A 15,923-nucleotide genomic window follows, 5' to 3' on the forward strand; every position below is an offset into this window, starting at 1 on the left:
CAGCGCGTGCAGATAAGGGAGTAGATGAGCCAGGAACGCGGCATAGATGCCTCGTCGCCGGTACTCAGGCAGAACAACCGTCCAGGCCATGAAGTAGGTGCTGGGGTCGTTCAGGTAGCCGGTCGACCAACCGGCCGGCCGGCCGTCGTCACGCTCGAACAGGAAGTATTCATGATGTGTCGCAGCGTGGACGGCTCGTAGCCGCGCAGCCCGCTCTTCGCGCTCGGCCGGCAGTTCGTAGTTCCCCAACTCAGCGAACGACCGCTCCGCGCGATCGGCGTGCTGCGCCCAAATCGGCTCCAGTTCGACGACATCCACCGGCCGCGCTCGAAAGCTGGCGACCAGCGCACACGGAAAGAAGCGAGGGCGTATGTCGGTGAACATGGAAAAAGAATAGCATGGGTGAGGCAGTAGGAAATCGGCCGTTGTGCCGGTTTCTCAAACCGGGTACACTGTAACCATTCCACAGGCGGTGATTAATCTTTTCCCAAAGGAGCAAGCAAGCCATGTCCGCCAAGCGCGAGTTTTCAATGGACGAGGCGCGCCGCATCGGCGACGCGATCGGTGTTGATTGGAGCAAGTATCCGCTAGAAGAGTTCCGGCTGGGCCTGACCGTCGAGTTGGAGCACGGCGCTCACGACCCACAGACGAACGTCACCGGCGATGATGAGATGATGACGGGCAAGATCGCCCTGGCCCACCTGAAAGAGATTCGCGACTACTACAGCCGACTCCTCATCATGGAACGCGACGCCGAAGCCTTTTGGGACAGCCAAGGCGAGTAAGGTTGTTCGGCGCATCCATCGCTATAAATGGCTCAGGCCGAAACCGCAACCACACAACTAGTAATTGCGCCCACACCGCCGTTTCACTTCGCCTCGGCCGCGTTCTCCCATGGCTGGGCCGTCCTTGCACCCACTAGCTGGGACGCCGAGCGGCAGGCGGTCGGCCGCGTGGAGCAGTTAGCCTCCGGCCGCGTGGTCGCGCTTGACATCACAGGACGGGGCGAGACGGCGAACGCGGCTATCGTGATTGACGTGAGTCACGCCAGCCCGCTCGACGAGGCGGACGTGGCCGAGATCGCGCGTAAGGTCGGCCATATGTTCCGCGTGGATGAGGAGTTCGGCGAGTTCTACGCCCTCTGCGCCCAACGCGGCGGGCGATGGAGCGCGATCGGCGACGGGCTGGGGCGCATGTTGCGCTCACCGACGCTCTTCGAAGATGTCGTCAAGACCATCGCCACCACCAACACCCAATGGGGCGGCACGAAACGCATGGTGCGCGCGCTGGTCGACGCATTAGGCGCTTCCTTCCCCGGTGACCCGACCCAACGCGCCTTCCCCACCCCAGAAGCGATGGCCGCCGCGCCGCCGGAGACCTTCACCGAGGTGGCCCGTTTCGGCTATCGCGGGCCATACGTGCAGGAACTTGCCCGCCGCGTCGCCGCCGGCGAGCTAGACCTGGAGGGGCTACTGCACAGCGAGCTGCCGACGGCCGACCTGAAGCGGGAGCTTCTATCGATCAAGGGCGTCGGGCCTTACGCCGCGGCCACCCTGCTCATGCTGATCGGCCGTTACGACGAGGTGGGCTACGATACCGTCTTCCGCGACTTCGTCAGCGCGCGCTACTTCGGCGGCGAGCGGCGGCCGGAGAAAGATATGCTGGCCGTCTACGATGAATGGGGGCGCTGGCGCTATTTAGCTTACTGGTTCGAGATGTGGCTTGATGATCCCGGCGCTTGAGCAGCACCATCGACTGCCTCATCGCCAGCTACTGTATTGCCAACGAATTCACCCTGCTCCACTCCGATCGCGACTTTTCGCCGTTCGAGGAGCACCTCGGCCTGAACGTCTTGCACCTTTAGCGCCGTCGTGTCCATGTCCCTACAGCAGCGCCCGCGTCACCGGCCCAATGTGCTCCATGAACTCCGAGCGGGTCTTGGGGTTGTCGGCGAACGTGCCTAGCAGGGCGCTCGTCCGCATCCGAGCGTTGGCCTTCTTCGCCCCGCGCATCGCCACGCACATGTGCAGCCCATCAACCACCACGGCCACGCCCAGCGGCTTCACCAGTTCGTCAATCAGCTCGGCGATCTGCCGCGTCATGCGCTCCTGAATCTGCAAGCGCCGGGCAAACACCTCGACCACGCGCGGAATCTTCGACAGGCCGATCACCTTGCGGTCAGGGATGTAGGCCACGTGCACTTTGCCAAAGAAGGGCAGCATGTGGTGCTCGCACAGGCTGTAGAAGTCGATGTCGGTGACGATGACCATCTCGCTGTAGGTGACGTCGAACAGCGCATTGTTCAGCAGCGCCACCGGATCGATCTTGTAGCCGATCAGCAGTTCGTCATAGGAACGGGCGACGCGATTAGGCGTATTGAGCAACCCCTCGCGCTCCGGGTCCTCGCCGACCGCCTCGAGAATGGTGGAAATGGCATTGGCCACAATCGTCTTGCAGCCGGCGGACAACACGGGGCCATCTTCCAGGCCGCCGCCCGGGTCTTCGTTTGTCTGGTCTAGCAAAGCCTCAGTGATCATAGTGGCGCATTATAGCACGCGCGGCGCTTGCGGCACTCAGATGATTGCGCTATTCTGCCTGTAGTTCGGCTCAGACCAGGCTGGCACAGGAGACCACTCATGAGCGTTGAACGCCACGATCAGGCCGCGGCCGCCCGCTTCCAAGCGCGGCAGGCCCAGCGGGAAGCCCAACTCAACCAGGCCGGCAAAGGAACGCTTGACCTGGCCGAGATGGAGCGTTTCGACAATCGCCTCGAAATGCTCCACCCCGATGATGGATCGGCCCTCGAACGTATCCTGGGCACGAGCGACTTGCTGGAAATCAACTTCCTAGAAATCGGCCGCCGCGCGGCCCGCGCCGTCGGCCGCATCCAGGTGCGCGACCGGAGCGGCCGGGTGCAAAATTGGGGAACCGGCTTCCTAGTCTCGCGCCATTTGCTGCTGACCAACAACCACGTCCTGCCCACGGCCGAAGATGCCCACCGCAGCCTGATCGACTTCGACTACGAAGACGATGAGACCTACACCCCGCGCCCGCCGGTGATTTTCGGCATGGAACCCGACCGCTTCTTCTACACGGACGACGATCTTGACTTCACGCTTGTCGCGTTGCGCGGCACGGCTACCGACGGCCAGACGAGTCTGAGCGACTACGGGTTTCTGCCGCTCATTGAGCAGCAGGGCAAGGTTCTGCTCAAGGAGTACGTCGCCATCGTCCAACACCCGGAAGGCGCGCCGAAGAAAATCGCGCTGCGCAACAACCAGATCGTCGATCTCTTCGACTCGTACCTCCACTACACCACCGACACCGATCCGGGCGCGTCGGGTTCGCCCGTGCTGAACGATCAATGGCAGGTGGTCGCACTGCACCACGCTGGCGTCAAGCAGCGGAACGAGGCCGGGCAAATCCTGTCGGTCGATGGCGCGGTGTGGATGCCGGAGATGGGGGAGGATCGCATCGCCTATGCGGCCAATGAAGGCGTGCGCGTCAGCAGCATTGTGGCCCATTTACGGGCACTGGCCGCAACGGACGAATTGAGCGCTGCACAACAAATGCTGCTCCATGAACTTTTTGACGGGCAACCCGCGCCGCAGCGAATTGCCGGGCCGGTGGTCGAAGCAGTGGCGGTTGAGCGCGATCTCGAGGCCTTCACCCAGGCCAAGGGATACGACCCGCGTTTTCTGGGGCCGCGCGTGCCCTTGCCCAAGCTGACCCCCGCCCTGCTGGCCGACGCCGCTCCCTTGCTCGACGGCAACGGCTACGTCCTGAAATACGTTCACTTCTCGCTGGTCATGTGCCGGTCGCGCCGCATCGCCTACTATACGGCGGTGAATATCGACGGCCGGGCGATTAATCGGAGCCTCACCCGCCGCGACGTCTGGTACTTCGACCCGCGCATCGCCCGCGAGCACCAAAGCGGGCCGGAACTGTACAAGCGCAATGACCTGGATCGGGGGCATCTCGTCCGGCGGCTCGATCCGGTCTGGGGGCCGTTGGCGCCTACCGCTCAGGAGGACAGCTTTCACTTCACCAACTGCGCGCCGCAGCACGGCCGGTTCAACAAGGGCATCTGGAACGACCTGGAGGACTACGTCCTCGTGAACGCCGAAAACGAGAAGATGAAAGTGTCAGTGTTCACCGGGCCGGTATTGCGCGCCGACGACATGCCGTACCGCGGCATCTACCAGTTGCCGGCCGAGTTCTGGAAAGTGGCCGTCATGGTCAAGGCGGATCGGACGCTGGCCGCGACCGGCTTCATCCAGACCCAGAAGAACCTGCTGGAAGACCTGGAGTTCGCCTACGGAGATGCGTACAAGACGTATCAGGTTCCGGTGACGCGCATAGAGGCCATCACCGGGCTGGACTTTGGCAAACTGCGCGACTGCGACCCGCTATCGGACGTGGAAAGCGCAGGCGCGGCGCGGGTGATCGGGGGAGCAACCGACATTCGACTATAGTCGGGCGTGGCTTACCGTTCGCAGGCGCGATGTTCGCTGTAGCTTGCGCTATAATCAATACATGCCATATGACACCTCGGTTCTCGATCAAGCCCTGGCCGAACGACATGCCGAGTGGGAACGGCGGCGAGTGGACACCCTGGCGACTGTGCTGACCGTTCTGCAGGAAGTTCTGCCACAGTTCGGCGTGGATGAAGCTTACGTCTTCGGGTCGCTGGCCCAACGGGGGCGCTACCACGCCGGGTCGGACATTGATGTGGCCGTTCAGTGGAAGGGGCGAAGTGATTTCTTCGACATGGCCGCCGAAGTCTCGCGCCGGCTAGGACAGGATATCGACATCCTGCCGCTGGAACAGATCCATTTTGCCGACAAAATCAGAAGGGAGGGCATTCGATGGACGCGCGCAACTACAGCTTGATCGACGCCGACGTGCGTAAGCAGTGGACTAGCGCGCCGCCTCACTCGACTCCTGCCGCCACACCCACAGGGCGATAAGCAGACCGACGCCCACCAGACCGGCCGCGATCAGCACGGCGGCGCGCAAACCGGCCGCTTGCGCCTCGATCGGCGCAGCCGTGGCCCCACCCACCACCGCTCCGCCCGCCGCGCGAAAGACCATCGCCGTCCACAGCGCGCCCAGCACGGCAATGCCGACCGTCTGGCCCAACGTGCGCGTGGTAGCCAACAGGCTGGACGCGACGCCCAACCGCTCGCGCGGCACGGTTCCCATGATGGCGCTGTTGTTGGGCGATTGAAACAGGCCGAGGCCGATGCCCAGCGGCGCCATGCGGAGAACAAAGCCGAGAACCGACGTGGTTGTCGTGAGCGTGCTGACGAGCAAAAAGGCGATAAACACCATGGCCAGACCCAGGACTGAGATAGGCCGACTGCCAAAGCGGTCGGAAAGCGTGCCGGAGATGGGCGCGACGATGCCCAACATGACCGGCACCGCCGCCAGCATGAGACCGACTTGCTGCACGCCATAGCCCAGGACAGACTCCAGATAGAACGGCAGCAGCAGGTTCGTGCCCATCGCCACGAAGACGCAGAAGCCGGTCACCAGATTGACGGTGAAGAGCCGGTTGCGGAACAGTTCCGGCGCGAGGATAGGTTGGGGGTGGCTGCGTTCCAGCACGATGAAAGCGATCAGGAAAACTATCGCCGTCACGAAAAGCCCTAGCGCCGTGCCGCTGGTGAAACCCTGTTGCTGCCCCACGGTCAACCCTAACAACAGCGATAGCAAAAAGACAAACAGCGTCGCCGCGCCGCCCAGATCGAACTGCTGGCCGCCGGGCGGGCGCGTGTTGGGCAGGAAGCGCGCCGCCAACACCGTGCCGATAATGCCGATCGGGACGTTGACAAAGAAGATCCAGTGCCAGGACAGGTTCTCTATAATGATGCCGCCCAGCGTTGGGCCAGTGATGATGCCAACAGAGACGATGGAGCCGGCAATGCCCAGCGCCCGGCCGCGCTCGCTCGGCGGGAAGGCTTCGGTGACCAGCGCCATACCCAATGCCACCACCAGAGCGCCGCCAACGCCCTGTAGCACGCGCGCGGCGATCAGTTGGCCGACGGTCTGAGCCAGCCCACACAACAGAGAGCCGATGGTAAAGACGACGAAGCCGGAGTTATACAGCCGTTTGCGACCATACATATCGGCCAGCCGACCGACAACCGTCATCAACGTGGCGATGGTCAGCAAATAGGCAAGCACCACCCACTGCACGGTGGCAAAGTCAGCGCCGAGCGCCGTGGAAAGCGTGGGCAGGGCCACGTTGACAATGCTACCGTCAATCGTGCCCAGAAAGATGCCCATCGCCACGGACAGCATGACCAGCCATTTGCGGCTGTAGTCCACGGGCGTGGCGACGGTTTCCGGCTTGAGCTGTTCGATTGTGTTTCGCGCCACCTGCCTACTCCTGCTGCGTCATCGAGGCCGCCGCCGATTCGATGCCGTGCAGGTGATCGCAGCGGCTGTGATAGTGCAACCGCCACGTCTCGCGGCGCGGATGCTCCACGTACTCGAAGCGAGTGATGCCCGTGTTGCGGCACCACACTTCGCACCGCCGCCACGGGCCGACGTTGAAGATGTGGTCGAACGTCAACTCGATCACCCCGCCGTGACAGACAGCCACGACAACCTGGTCGCGGTGGCGCTCGATCATGTCCTCTACGAAAGAGCCTATCCGCGTGCGGAAGTGCATCAGGCTCTCGCCTCCTTCGCGCGTGGGTGTAATCGAGGCAAACGGCCGCTCGCTGCCCCAGTAGTCGCTATATTCCGGCAGGTCGTCGCTGGGCCAGGGGAGGTGATCGGCGCGATTGTTGCCTATCTCGCGCAGACGGTCATCGGGCTGGATAGGGATGCCGTAGGCATCGGCTACGTAGGAGGCCGTCTCCCGCGCCCGCTGCATGGTGCTGGCATAGAGCACGTCCACGGCGATGATCTCCGTCGGCATCCACGCGCCCAACGCGGCAGCCTGTGCCTGTCCCAGGTCGGTCAGGCCCGTATCGCGGTTGCCGCCAGTCCACTCTCGCAAATTGACAAAGCTTTGCCCGTGGCGGATCAGATACAAATGCATTGGCTACCCTTCTCCAATGGTTGATGATCGCTACTGTACCATCATTTGACGGCCTGCGCCTCCCGCGACGGCCAGCAGTGCGCATCCTCTAGGCAGCGTCGACCCACGTCTAGCAAAACGGACGCGGTTGGTCATATCCGCTGGGTGAGGTCTGTGGTATACTGTTTGTAGGGGAAAATGGGGGCAATTGCCATGACTATACCACAATGGATCGTCTTCGTTCCGCTGAGCATTGCGGTCGCGCTGGCGTTGGCCGTGATAATCAGTTTCGGTCTGGCTCGCAATGGCCAGGCCCACAACACCCAACCGCTGATAGCCGGCCTGATCGTCGGATTAGCTATCGGTGCTATCCTGGGCGCCATGCTCGGCTATGAATCCGGCGACCTGCCGGTGATGATGTTGGCTGGCGCGATAGCGGGCATGGCCCTCGGCGCGGGTATAGGCGGGACATATCAGATGTGGCTTAAGTAAACCGTCAACTCCCCCTTCTCTGCGCGTTGAACATCGCGCCCAGGACGACACCTAGGCCCGCGCCGACAGCCACGCCCATGGCGAGATTATCCATAAGCAGACCGAAGATCAGGCCGAGGCTTATACCGATGGCAATTCCGAGGCCCATGTACTGACCGCCGCTTTGCTTTGTCTCTTTGGGATTCTGATCGCTCATAGGGTCTTACTCCACGCGCGATTCTACCGCGTTCCTGGTATTTTGCAGATCACCCAATTGCGTTAACATTCAGAACTCGATCAACTGCGTATCATTAAGTAGAAGCGACAGCGCTTGATAGGTCAATACCTGGCAGCCTATGGCGACAGGCGCGGAAGTGGCGGGTGTAACCGATGAGGAGTTGATGGCCCGTATCGCGGCGCGCGACACGGCGGCTTTCGAGCGCCTCTACGACCGTCACGCGCCCATCGTCCTGGGCATCGCTGTCAAGATCGTCCAGGATCGAGCCGTGGGAGAGGAAGTCTTGCAGGAAACGTTCTGGCGCGTCTGGAGCCAGGCGGGAACATTTGATCCCCACAAGGGGCCATTGCGAGCGTGGCTGTTCAGCATCGCCCGGCGGCAGGCGCTCGACGTGCTGCGGCGGCAAAATGTGCGGCCACAGGCGGCGCGCGACGAGGCCGAAGAACGGCTGGTCGAGTTGGCCGTGGCCGAGGAAAGCGTGCCGGAAGCGGCCGAGCAGGCTATCGCCGCCGGCCAGCTTCAGGACGCCTTGGAGCGACTCTCGGAGGAGCAGCAGCGCGTCCTCGAACTGGCTTACTTCCAGGGGCTCACGCGCCAGGAGATCGCCAGCGCAACCGGCCTGCCACTGGGCACAGTCCATACGCGAGCCCGTCTGGGCCTGCAAAAGTTGCGGTCGTTCTTGGAAGGCGCGGTGAACGAGTAAGTAATGGAACGCAATACGCGGATCGAAGAAGAGCTGTTCCCCTTCTACGCCCTCGACGCCCTGAGCCGGGAGGAGCGGGAAGAAGTGGAGCGTTACGTGGCCGGGAACCCGGAGGCCCAGGCGCGTCTGATGGAAGCGATGAGCGCCGCGGCCGAGTTCGTCGCCGATCTCGAGCCAATCACCCCCTCCCCGGTCGTCAAACAGCGGCTCATGGCCCGCATCGAAGCGGAGAGCCCCGCCGCGCCCGTCGCGACTCCGCGCGCTGCGGCCCGACAGGTCGCAACCCCTGCTCCGGCCAAACGACGATGGTGGCCGGGCGGCTTGAAGGGCTTCTACGTGGGCCGCGCTCTGGGCTTCGCGGTTTTGCTTCTCTTGCTGGGCGCGTTTGGCCTGTGGCAGATGTCGCGGCAAGTGGGCCAATTGCGCGACCAGGTCGGCGACTTGCAGGCGCGAGTGGTCGAGTTGGAGGGCGAGACCGCCCGGTTACAGGGCGAGGCGGGCGTGCTGCGCACCGAGAATGACGCGCTCCGAAACGAACTGGCAGCCAGTCAGGATTTACTGGCCCATTACCAGCAACCCGGCATGACGACTGTCGCCATCGGCGACGCCAGCGGCGCGAACCCCACGGCCGTGGGCACGCTGACGTTCGACCCGGCCACGTCCGAAGCGATGCTCAGTGTCGCCAACTTGCCGCCGCTGCCGGCCGGCTCCACCTATCAGGCATGGCTGATGATCGATCAGACGTTGGTCAGCGCCGGGCTGTTCACTGTGGACGAGCGTGGCGTCGGAACACATCGCATCGCCGATATGACCCTCGACACCCTCGAAGGGGTAGGCGTCTCCATGGAACCAGAAGGGGGCAGCGAGCAGCCAACGCCCGACAAGATTATCCTCTTTGGTGGTGTTTCCTAACCAGACCGGCCGGTCTGGCCCTGAATTTACCGCTTGGAGCAGAGCGCGGCCCAACAGGCTCGCGCTCTTTTTATTTGGCGGCTTGGGGCGAACCAGAACCAATTCGACCAATTTCCCCATCTGATGAAATGCAGCCGTCCTGGCGCTGCGTAATGTGGGTAGCAACATCGGGCAACAGCATACGAAAAAGCTTCACCGGAGCTTCCACGTTTGCTCTGCACGGCCGGAAGGCCGAAGGAGGATACAACACCCCAAAGAGACGATATGAGCGGGCCGATCATTCGAAAGGCGATAACGATACTCAGTATTCCATGTGACCATTTCAGATAACGGTTTGGTGCCAGAAGGAGATTGATGAGATGAAAAAGATGCGATCGATCCTTGTCTTGGCCGGGGTAGTAATGGCCCTGGTCTTTGGTCTGGCGGCGTTCGGCGCGAGAGCGGCCGATCACCTGGATGCGCCGGCTGTCCAGAAAGATGGACGGCTGGACATCAACGACGTCTATGCCTTCGTCAACGGTGAAAACACCGTGCTGGCGATGACGGTCAATCCGGCGGCCGGCGTCCTCAGCCCGACGACGCTGCGCTCCAACCCCGGCTCCCGCTATGACATCGTCATCGACAACGACGGCGACTATAAGGGCGACATCCTGCTGCTGGTGCGGGCGCAGAAGCCCCGGCCCAACGGCGCGCAACGACTGAACCTGTATTGGAAAGACCTGGAGACGGGTAAGCAGCGGCGCATCGCCGCGGGCATGACCAACAAAGTGCTGCCGGTCAAGACCGGCGGCCAGTTCTTCGCCGGCCTGCGCGATGACCCGTTCTTCTTCGACTTGCAGGCGTTCCGCGATCAGGTGGGCGGCGCGGGTGGCAGCCGGACGTTCTGCGACGCCGACGCCGTCGACTTCTTCGCCGGCCTGAACGTCACGGGCATCGTCGTCGAGATTCCGTCCGCGCAGTTGGTCGGCGACAGCGACACGATCAACGTCTGGGCGCGCACTTCCTCCACCAACGGTCGTTCCTTCGACCGCATGGGCAAGCCGGCGCTGAACACCGTCTTCATCGACTCGGCCAATAAGGACGCCTACAACAACACCGAGCCGAAGGACGACCTGAGCCGGTGGGGTGGGCGCTTCTCGGCCGTGTTGATGGCCCTCGGTGGCTACGACCAGGCGACAGCTGACTCGATCACCGGTCTGCTGCTGCCCGACGTACTGACGCTGGACACGACCTCGACCGATGGGTTCGTCGGCACGCTCAACGGTCGCCAACTGCCGGAGGATGTTATCGACTTCGAACTGACCGTCGTCACCAACGGCGGCATTCCGAGCGACTGCATCGACGCCAACGACAATATGTTCATGGACGAGTTCCCCTACATGGCCGATCCGAACTAAGGATCGCGGCGAGCCTGAGTCGCCCTCTGACCAAGAGCCGGTCGGGCCAACAGTCAACTGCCGGCCCGACCGGCCCGTGACGCGAGGTAGTCGCGATGAACAACCGTAAGCTGTTTCTTCTGATTCTCTGCACAATGCTGCTCCTGGCCGGCTCCTGGCTCGTTCGCGGTCAGGTGGCGGGGATGGGCCTGCTGGACGCTGTCTTCGGACCGGCGGAACCGCCTGCGCCGGACATCATGCCGCCCGATCAGCAAATCGCTTTCTGGAGCGGCCGGCTGCGCCCGAACACACAGGACTACATCACGCTGACCAACCTCGGTCGCGCTTACTTGATGCAGGGCCGCGAGACGGGCGACGCGGCAGCGTACACCCGCGCCGAGGAGGCGCTACACCGTGCGCTCGAACTCAACGGGCGCTACGAGCCGGCGCGCGCCTTATTGGGTAGCGTCCTCATTAGCAACCACCAGTTCGGCGAGGCGCTGGCGGCGGCCGAGGCAGCGCTGGCCGGCGCGCCCGACTCGCTGCAAGCGCTGGCGGCGGCGGGCGACGCGCATCTCGAACTGGGCGATTACGCGGCTGCGGAACAGGCCTACCGCCGGCTGCTCGACGCGGCCCCAGGCGGGCCAGTCTACAGCCGGATGTCGCGTCTTTCCTGGCTGCGGGGGCGGCCCGACGAAGCCATTGACTGGATGCGGCGCGCCGCCGACGAAATGGTGGTGCTCGATCTAGGGGGCGAGGAACTGGCCTGGTATCGCTTCCAGCTCGGCGAACTGTACTTCAACAGCGGCGACGTGCGGCGGGCAGCCAAATGGTATCGCGAGGCGGACGAGGCGTTGCCGGGCTACTACCTGGCGCTGGCCGGGCGCGGCAAGGCTGCAGCGGCGCGGGGCGACCTAGATGAGGCCATCGCCGACTACGAAGCGCTGGTGGAACGCCTGCCACAACCCGGTTTTCTTGCCTTCTTGGGCGACCTGTACGCACTGCGCGGCAATACGGATGCAGCACGCATGCAGTACGACACGGTGGCGCTCATTCACGAATTGGATGAAGGACAAGGGGTGCTCTACAACCGGCACATGGCGCTCTTCTTCGCCAACCACAATACGCAGGTGGAGAAAGCGCTGGTCTACGCCGAGGGCGAGTTGGCCGCGCGCCAGGACATCTACGCCTACGACACGCTGGCCTGGGTGCTCTATCGCCTGGGCCGGCTCGACAAGGCGCGGGCGGCGGCCGACAAGGCGCTGGCGCTGGGCACGCAGGACGCTGCCTTGTACTACCACGCCGGCCTGATCCGGGCGGCGCAGGGGGACGACAAGGCAGCGGCCGACTACCTGAGCCGCGCGCTGGAACTGAACCCGCACTTTGATTTGATACAAGCCGAGGTCGTGCGCGAGACGCTGGCCTCGTTGGAAGATTAAGAAGAATCCACAGATTTCGCGGATTACGCAGATTTCAGAGGTAGAGGGGGTAGGTAAGATGGCGAGAAGACGCATGGTTCGACGACTGGCGGCGGTGGTGGTGGCGCTGGTGATCCTCGGCGTAGCCGGTGTGGTCAGCGCCCACCCGCTGGGCAACTTCACGATCAGCCGCTATAGCGCGGTGACGCTCGCGGGCGCGACAGCCGGGGTTCATTACATCGTGGACATGGCCGAGATTCCCACCTTTCAGGAGCGCCAGACGATGGACGCTGATGGCGATGGCGCGGTTAGTACGGCTGAGGAGTCAGCCTGGTTGGCCGAAACCGTGCCGGCCCTGGCGGCGGACCTGATGCTGAGCGTGGGTGGAGAGCAACTGCGCTTGCAGCCGGATCGCCACGAACTCAGCTATCCGCCGGGCCAGGGCGGCTTGGAGACGCTGCGGCTGGAGGTGTGGCTGTCGGCGGCGCTGCCGGCGGCGGAGGGCGCGCGCGACGTGGTCTATGAGGATAGCAACTTCGCCGGACGGTTGGGCTGGCAGGAAGTGGTGCTGGCGGCGAGCGAAGGCGCGCTGGCCGATTCAACCGTCCCGGCGACCGACGTCAGCAACCAGTTGCGCGACTACCCGGCCGACCTGCTCCAGGCTCCATTGAGCGTCAACCGGGCCGAGGCGCGCTATACGCCACAGGGCGCGGCCCTGACCGAACGGGTGCAACCGGTCGGCGCGGCGCAGACGGCGGCAGCCAACCGTTTCAGTCAGGACGAGTTCGCTAACCTGCTCTCGCGCACGCTGGACACGCCGGGGGCCATCGCCGCGGCGCTGCTGGTGGCCGTCGGCCTGGGCGCGGCCCACGCCCTGACACCCGGCCACGGCAAGACCATCGTCGGCGCGTACCTGGTCGGTTCGCGCGGTACGGCGCGGCACGCCCTCTTCCTGGGCCTGACGACGACCATCACCCACACGGCCGGCGTATTCGCGCTGGGCTTCCTGGTGCTGTTCGCCTCGCGGTTCGTCCTGCCGGAGAAGCTGTATCCGTGGCTGGGCGTGCTGTCGGGCCTGCTCGTCGTCTTCATCGGCGCGTCCATCCTGCGCGGCCACGTGCGCCACTGGTTGAGCCACCGCCGCGGCGAGAGCCACGATCATGGACCCTACCACTTCCACTTCGGCAAGGGGCACTCCCACGGGCCGGATGGTCACCATCACGGGCCGAGCGCGCACGTTCATGCCCATACACCGGAAGAACAACCGGCGACGCCCATCGCGCCGGCGCGGGCGCTGGCCTTCGCCGGGGTCGCGACGGGCGGCGCGACCCGCGTGCTGGCTCCGGCCCACATCCATGACGACCACGACCACGCGCATGACCACGGCCACAGCCACGCGCCCCATGACCACGCACATACTCATCACAGCCGTGATCACCACCACGAGCACGATCATCATCACGACGGCGAGGCAAAAAATGAGGCGCTCACTTGGCGCAACCTGCTGGCGTTGGGCATCTCCGGCGGCCTGCTGCCCTGCCCCTCGGCGCTCGTGTTGATGTTGAGCGCCATCGCCCTGCGGCAGGTCGGCGTGGGGCTGGCGCTCATTCTGGCCTTCAGCGTCGGACTGGCCGGGGTGCTGTCCGGCATCGGCCTGATCATGGTCTACGCCGGGCGCTTCCTGGAGCGGCTACCCATTCGTCACAGCCGGCTGACGACGCGCCTGCTGCCAATGGCCAGCGCAACGTTCATCACGCTGGCGGGTCTGGCGATCACCGTGCGGGCGCTGGTGGAGGCGGGCGTTCTTTAGTCTTGCCTATCTTCCTCTCTCGTAATAAAGTACTCGGCCGCCCTAACCGGCGGCCGAGGTGCGCCCTTGACAGCGAATCTACTCCGCCAACGTGAAGACCCTACCTGGTTGGCCGCGACGGCCGAGTGGGTCGAACAGAAGCTGGCCGAACGCGGCATCGCGCTAACCAGCTCGCCGGCCGAAGTCCGCGTGCTGCCCTGGTCGGCCGTCTACCGCTTTCCAACGATGACGGGCGACGTCTATTTCAAGGCGTGCGCCCCGTCGCAGGGGTTCGAGCCGGCCCTCATGTGCTATCTGGCCGAGCGCCGGCCGGGGGACGTGCTGCCCGTGCTGGCCGCCGACCTGGGGCGCGCCTGGCTGCTGATGCCCGACGGCGGCCCGGTTCTAAGCGACGTGTTGCAGGAGGATGTAGCCGATATCGCCCGGCATTGGTCGATGGTTCTGGGGCGGCTGGCCGATCTCCAGATCGACCTATCGCAAGATGTGGGCCGGCTGTTGGCGCTAGGTGTCCCCGACCGCCGGCCGGAGATACTACCCGCGCTCTACCGGGAGCTATTGGCCCGGCCGGAGCGCTTACTCCACGATGCGCCTGAAGCTCTGACGGCGGACGACCTGCCCAAACTGCGCGCCCTGCTGCCGCGCGTAGAGGCGGTCTGCGCCGAACTGGCGGCGTCCGGCCCGCCCGTCACGCTGGTGCATGACGATCTGCACGATGGGCATATCTTTGTCCGGCTGGGCGAAAACACGAGTTACGTCTTCTTCGACTACGGTGACGCTTGTATCAGCCACCCGTTCGTGCAGATGGTGTCGGCGCAACGCTTCTGGCCGATCCGTTCATCTATCCAGCCAGACCACGTGACTGTCGAGCATCTGTATGGTGTCTATCTGAGCCGTTGGGACGTGTCGATGGCAGTTGCCGAACGGCGGCGGGCGCTCGACTTAGCGCTGGCTGTAGGGACGATTGTTCGGGCGCTAACGTGGATCAACGCGGTCGGCTCGTATCTCGACGAAGTCGGCGCGGAACTGCGGGCGCGCTACGCCCGCGGGGTGGCCTACTGGATGCGGGCGCTGCTGGAACGAGTGGACGGGCTGGATGGCGGTTGATCGACTGTTCCACGTCAGTGAGGAAGCGGGCATCACCCGGTTTGAACCGCGCCTGCCGGATCCGCGCGACCCGCCTCTCGACCGGCCGGTCGTGTGGGCCATCGGCGAGCAGTTGCTACACAACTACCTGCTGCCGCGCGGCTGCCCGCGGGTGACCTTCTACGCGTTGCCGGAGAGCGATCCGGCTGACGTGGCCCGTTTGCTAGGCGTGACGACGACCCGCTACGTCGTGGCTATCGAATCGGGCTGGCTCGACGCGGTTCGGCAGACAAGGCACTATCTCTATGAGCTTCCAGCCGACAGCTTCCATGTGCGAGACGCCGGCGCGGGTTACTACGTCAGCGAGCAGCCGGTCGCGCCGCTGGGCGTCCGGCGCGTAGACGACCTGCTGGGCGAGTTGGCGCGACGCGACATGGAACTGCGTCTTACCCCGTCGCTCTGGCCGCTGCGCGACGCGGTGGTGGCGTCAACATTGCAATACTCGTGCATTCGCATGCGTAACGCTGCGCCTCAGGCGTAGGGCGATTTGGCAAACCACCCCACGTTAATCAAGCACCGCCACCGCCTCGATCTCGATGGCGAAATCGGGGTTAGCCAGCGCCGCCACGCCGATCCAGGTCGCCGCCGGCTGGTCGCGCGGGCCAAACGTCTCCAGCAGCGTCTCGCGAATGGCCGTCGTATGGCGGATGTGGTCGCCGACGATGTAGATACGCAGCGAAACCACGTCGCGCAGCGTCCCGCCAGCCGCTTCCACGGCGCGCGCCACATTGCGCAGGGCACGGCGCGTCTGCTCGGCCAGGTCATCGCGCGCGCCGATTTCCTCGTCCGCGTCCCAGGCGACCTGGCCGGAGCAGTAGA

General features: G+C 64.2%; 19 protein-coding genes. 13 read left to right on the forward strand and 6 right to left on the reverse strand.

What is annotated here, in order from left to right:
- The coding region (locus ACE3UY_RS19325; protein ID WP_374689113.1) for a GNAT family N-acetyltransferase at nt 1-384 on the reverse strand (384 nt) is incomplete at its 3' end.
- A 122-nt stretch (nt 385-506) separates the two neighbouring features.
- Between ACE3UY_RS19325 and ACE3UY_RS19330 the strand changes: the two genes are divergently transcribed.
- From ACE3UY_RS19330 to ACE3UY_RS19340, 3 genes are read left to right on the forward strand one after another with little or no spacing between them, the layout of a single operon-like run.
- Nucleotides 507-785 carry a DUF5661 family protein gene (locus tag ACE3UY_RS19330; protein ID WP_374689114.1) on the forward strand — a complete coding sequence of 93 codons (279 nt, stop codon included), beginning with the start codon at nt 507-509 and terminating at the stop codon, nt 783-785.
- A 27-nt stretch (nt 786-812) separates the two neighbouring features.
- Nucleotides 813-1,742: a DNA-3-methyladenine glycosylase gene (locus ACE3UY_RS19335; protein ID WP_374689115.1), complete on the forward strand. Its 930-nt coding sequence runs from the start codon at nt 813-815 to the stop codon at nt 1,740-1,742.
- Entirely contained in the window at nt 1,739-1,864 is a 126-nt protein-coding gene (locus tag ACE3UY_RS19340; RefSeq protein ID WP_374689116.1) for a twitching motility protein PilT, read from the forward strand. Before ACE3UY_RS19335 ends, ACE3UY_RS19340 begins: the two co-directional genes overlap by 4 nt.
- A gap of 19 nt (nt 1,865-1,883) precedes the next feature.
- On the opposite strand, the gene folE is transcribed toward ACE3UY_RS19340, so the two are convergent.
- A complete protein-coding gene (gene folE / locus ACE3UY_RS19345) occupies nt 1,884-2,537 on the reverse strand; it encodes a GTP cyclohydrolase I FolE (RefSeq protein WP_374689117.1) in 654 nt (217 codons plus the stop codon).
- A 99-nt stretch (nt 2,538-2,636) separates the two neighbouring features.
- Here folE and ACE3UY_RS19350 point away from each other — a divergent pair, with 99 nt between their 5' ends.
- Both ACE3UY_RS19350 and ACE3UY_RS19355 read left to right on the forward strand, forming a co-directional pair.
- On the forward strand, nt 2,637-4,475 hold the full coding sequence (locus ACE3UY_RS19350) for a DNA/RNA non-specific endonuclease (protein ID WP_374689118.1): 1,839 nt from the start codon (nt 2,637-2,639) through the stop codon (nt 4,473-4,475).
- A gap of 61 nt (nt 4,476-4,536) precedes the next feature.
- Nucleotides 4,537-4,893 carry a nucleotidyltransferase family protein gene (locus tag ACE3UY_RS19355; RefSeq protein ID WP_374689119.1) on the forward strand — a complete coding sequence of 119 codons (357 nt, stop codon included), beginning with the start codon at nt 4,537-4,539 and terminating at the stop codon, nt 4,891-4,893.
- 27 nt (nt 4,894-4,920) lie between these two features.
- Here the strand turns inward: ACE3UY_RS19355 and ACE3UY_RS19360 are convergent, their stop codons facing one another.
- Nucleotides 4,921-6,384: an MFS transporter gene (locus ACE3UY_RS19360; protein WP_374689120.1), complete on the reverse strand. Its 1,464-nt coding sequence runs from the start codon at nt 6,382-6,384 to the stop codon at nt 4,921-4,923.
- 4 nt (nt 6,385-6,388) lie between these two features.
- Complete coding sequence (locus tag ACE3UY_RS19365; RefSeq protein WP_374689121.1) at nt 6,389-7,054, reverse strand: histidine phosphatase family protein; 666 nt, start codon at nt 7,052-7,054, stop codon at nt 6,389-6,391.
- A 192-nt stretch (nt 7,055-7,246) separates the two neighbouring features.
- Here ACE3UY_RS19365 and ACE3UY_RS19370 point away from each other — a divergent pair, with 192 nt between their 5' ends.
- Complete coding sequence (locus ACE3UY_RS19370) at nt 7,247-7,525, forward strand: hypothetical protein (protein ID WP_374689122.1); 279 nt, start codon at nt 7,247-7,249, stop codon at nt 7,523-7,525.
- Nucleotides 7,526-7,529: 4 nt separating this feature from the next.
- On the opposite strand, the gene ACE3UY_RS19375 is transcribed toward ACE3UY_RS19370, so the two are convergent.
- On the reverse strand, nt 7,530-7,721 hold the full coding sequence (locus tag ACE3UY_RS19375; protein ID WP_374689123.1) for a glycine zipper family protein: 192 nt from the start codon (nt 7,719-7,721) through the stop codon (nt 7,530-7,532).
- A gap of 139 nt (nt 7,722-7,860) precedes the next feature.
- On the opposite strand from ACE3UY_RS19375, the gene ACE3UY_RS19380 reads away from it, so the two are divergent.
- From ACE3UY_RS19380 to ACE3UY_RS19410, 7 genes are all read left to right on the forward strand, one after another.
- Nucleotides 7,861-8,445, forward strand: coding sequence for an RNA polymerase sigma factor (locus tag ACE3UY_RS19380; RefSeq protein ID WP_374689124.1), 585 nt, complete (start codon nt 7,861-7,863; stop codon nt 8,443-8,445).
- A gap of 3 nt (nt 8,446-8,448) precedes the next feature.
- The gene (locus ACE3UY_RS19385) at nt 8,449-9,357 is read left to right on the forward strand and encodes an anti-sigma factor domain-containing protein (RefSeq protein ID WP_374689125.1); all 909 of its coding nucleotides are present in this window, start codon (nt 8,449-8,451) and stop codon (nt 9,355-9,357) included.
- A 359-nt stretch (nt 9,358-9,716) separates the two neighbouring features.
- Entirely contained in the window at nt 9,717-10,754 is a 1,038-nt protein-coding gene (locus ACE3UY_RS19390; RefSeq protein ID WP_374689126.1) for a DUF4331 family protein, read from the forward strand.
- 95 nt (nt 10,755-10,849) lie between these two features.
- Complete coding sequence (locus ACE3UY_RS19395) at nt 10,850-12,172, forward strand: tetratricopeptide repeat protein (RefSeq protein WP_374689127.1); 1,323 nt, start codon at nt 10,850-10,852, stop codon at nt 12,170-12,172.
- A gap of 73 nt (nt 12,173-12,245) precedes the next feature.
- Nucleotides 12,246-13,961, forward strand: coding sequence for a nickel/cobalt transporter (locus ACE3UY_RS19400; protein WP_374689128.1), 1,716 nt, complete (start codon nt 12,246-12,248; stop codon nt 13,959-13,961).
- 66 nt (nt 13,962-14,027) lie between these two features.
- On the forward strand, nt 14,028-15,065 hold the full coding sequence (locus tag ACE3UY_RS19405; protein WP_374689129.1) for an aminoglycoside phosphotransferase family protein: 1,038 nt from the start codon (nt 14,028-14,030) through the stop codon (nt 15,063-15,065).
- Nucleotides 15,055-15,585: a DUF6886 family protein gene (locus ACE3UY_RS19410; protein WP_374689130.1), complete on the forward strand. Its 531-nt coding sequence runs from the start codon at nt 15,055-15,057 to the stop codon at nt 15,583-15,585. Before ACE3UY_RS19405 ends, ACE3UY_RS19410 begins: the two co-directional genes overlap by 11 nt.
- 24 nt (nt 15,586-15,609) lie before the next feature.
- On the opposite strand, the gene ACE3UY_RS19415 is transcribed toward ACE3UY_RS19410, so the two are convergent.
- Nucleotides 15,610-15,923 (reverse strand): RidA family protein (locus ACE3UY_RS19415; RefSeq protein ID WP_374689131.1); only part of this gene is annotated, 314 nt, incomplete at its 5' end.

The sequence above is a fragment of the Promineifilum sp. (SeqCode) genome (assembly GCF_041918635.1).
In the GTDB taxonomy this organism is placed as follows: domain Bacteria; phylum Chloroflexota; class Anaerolineae; order Promineifilales; family Promineifilaceae; genus Promineifilum.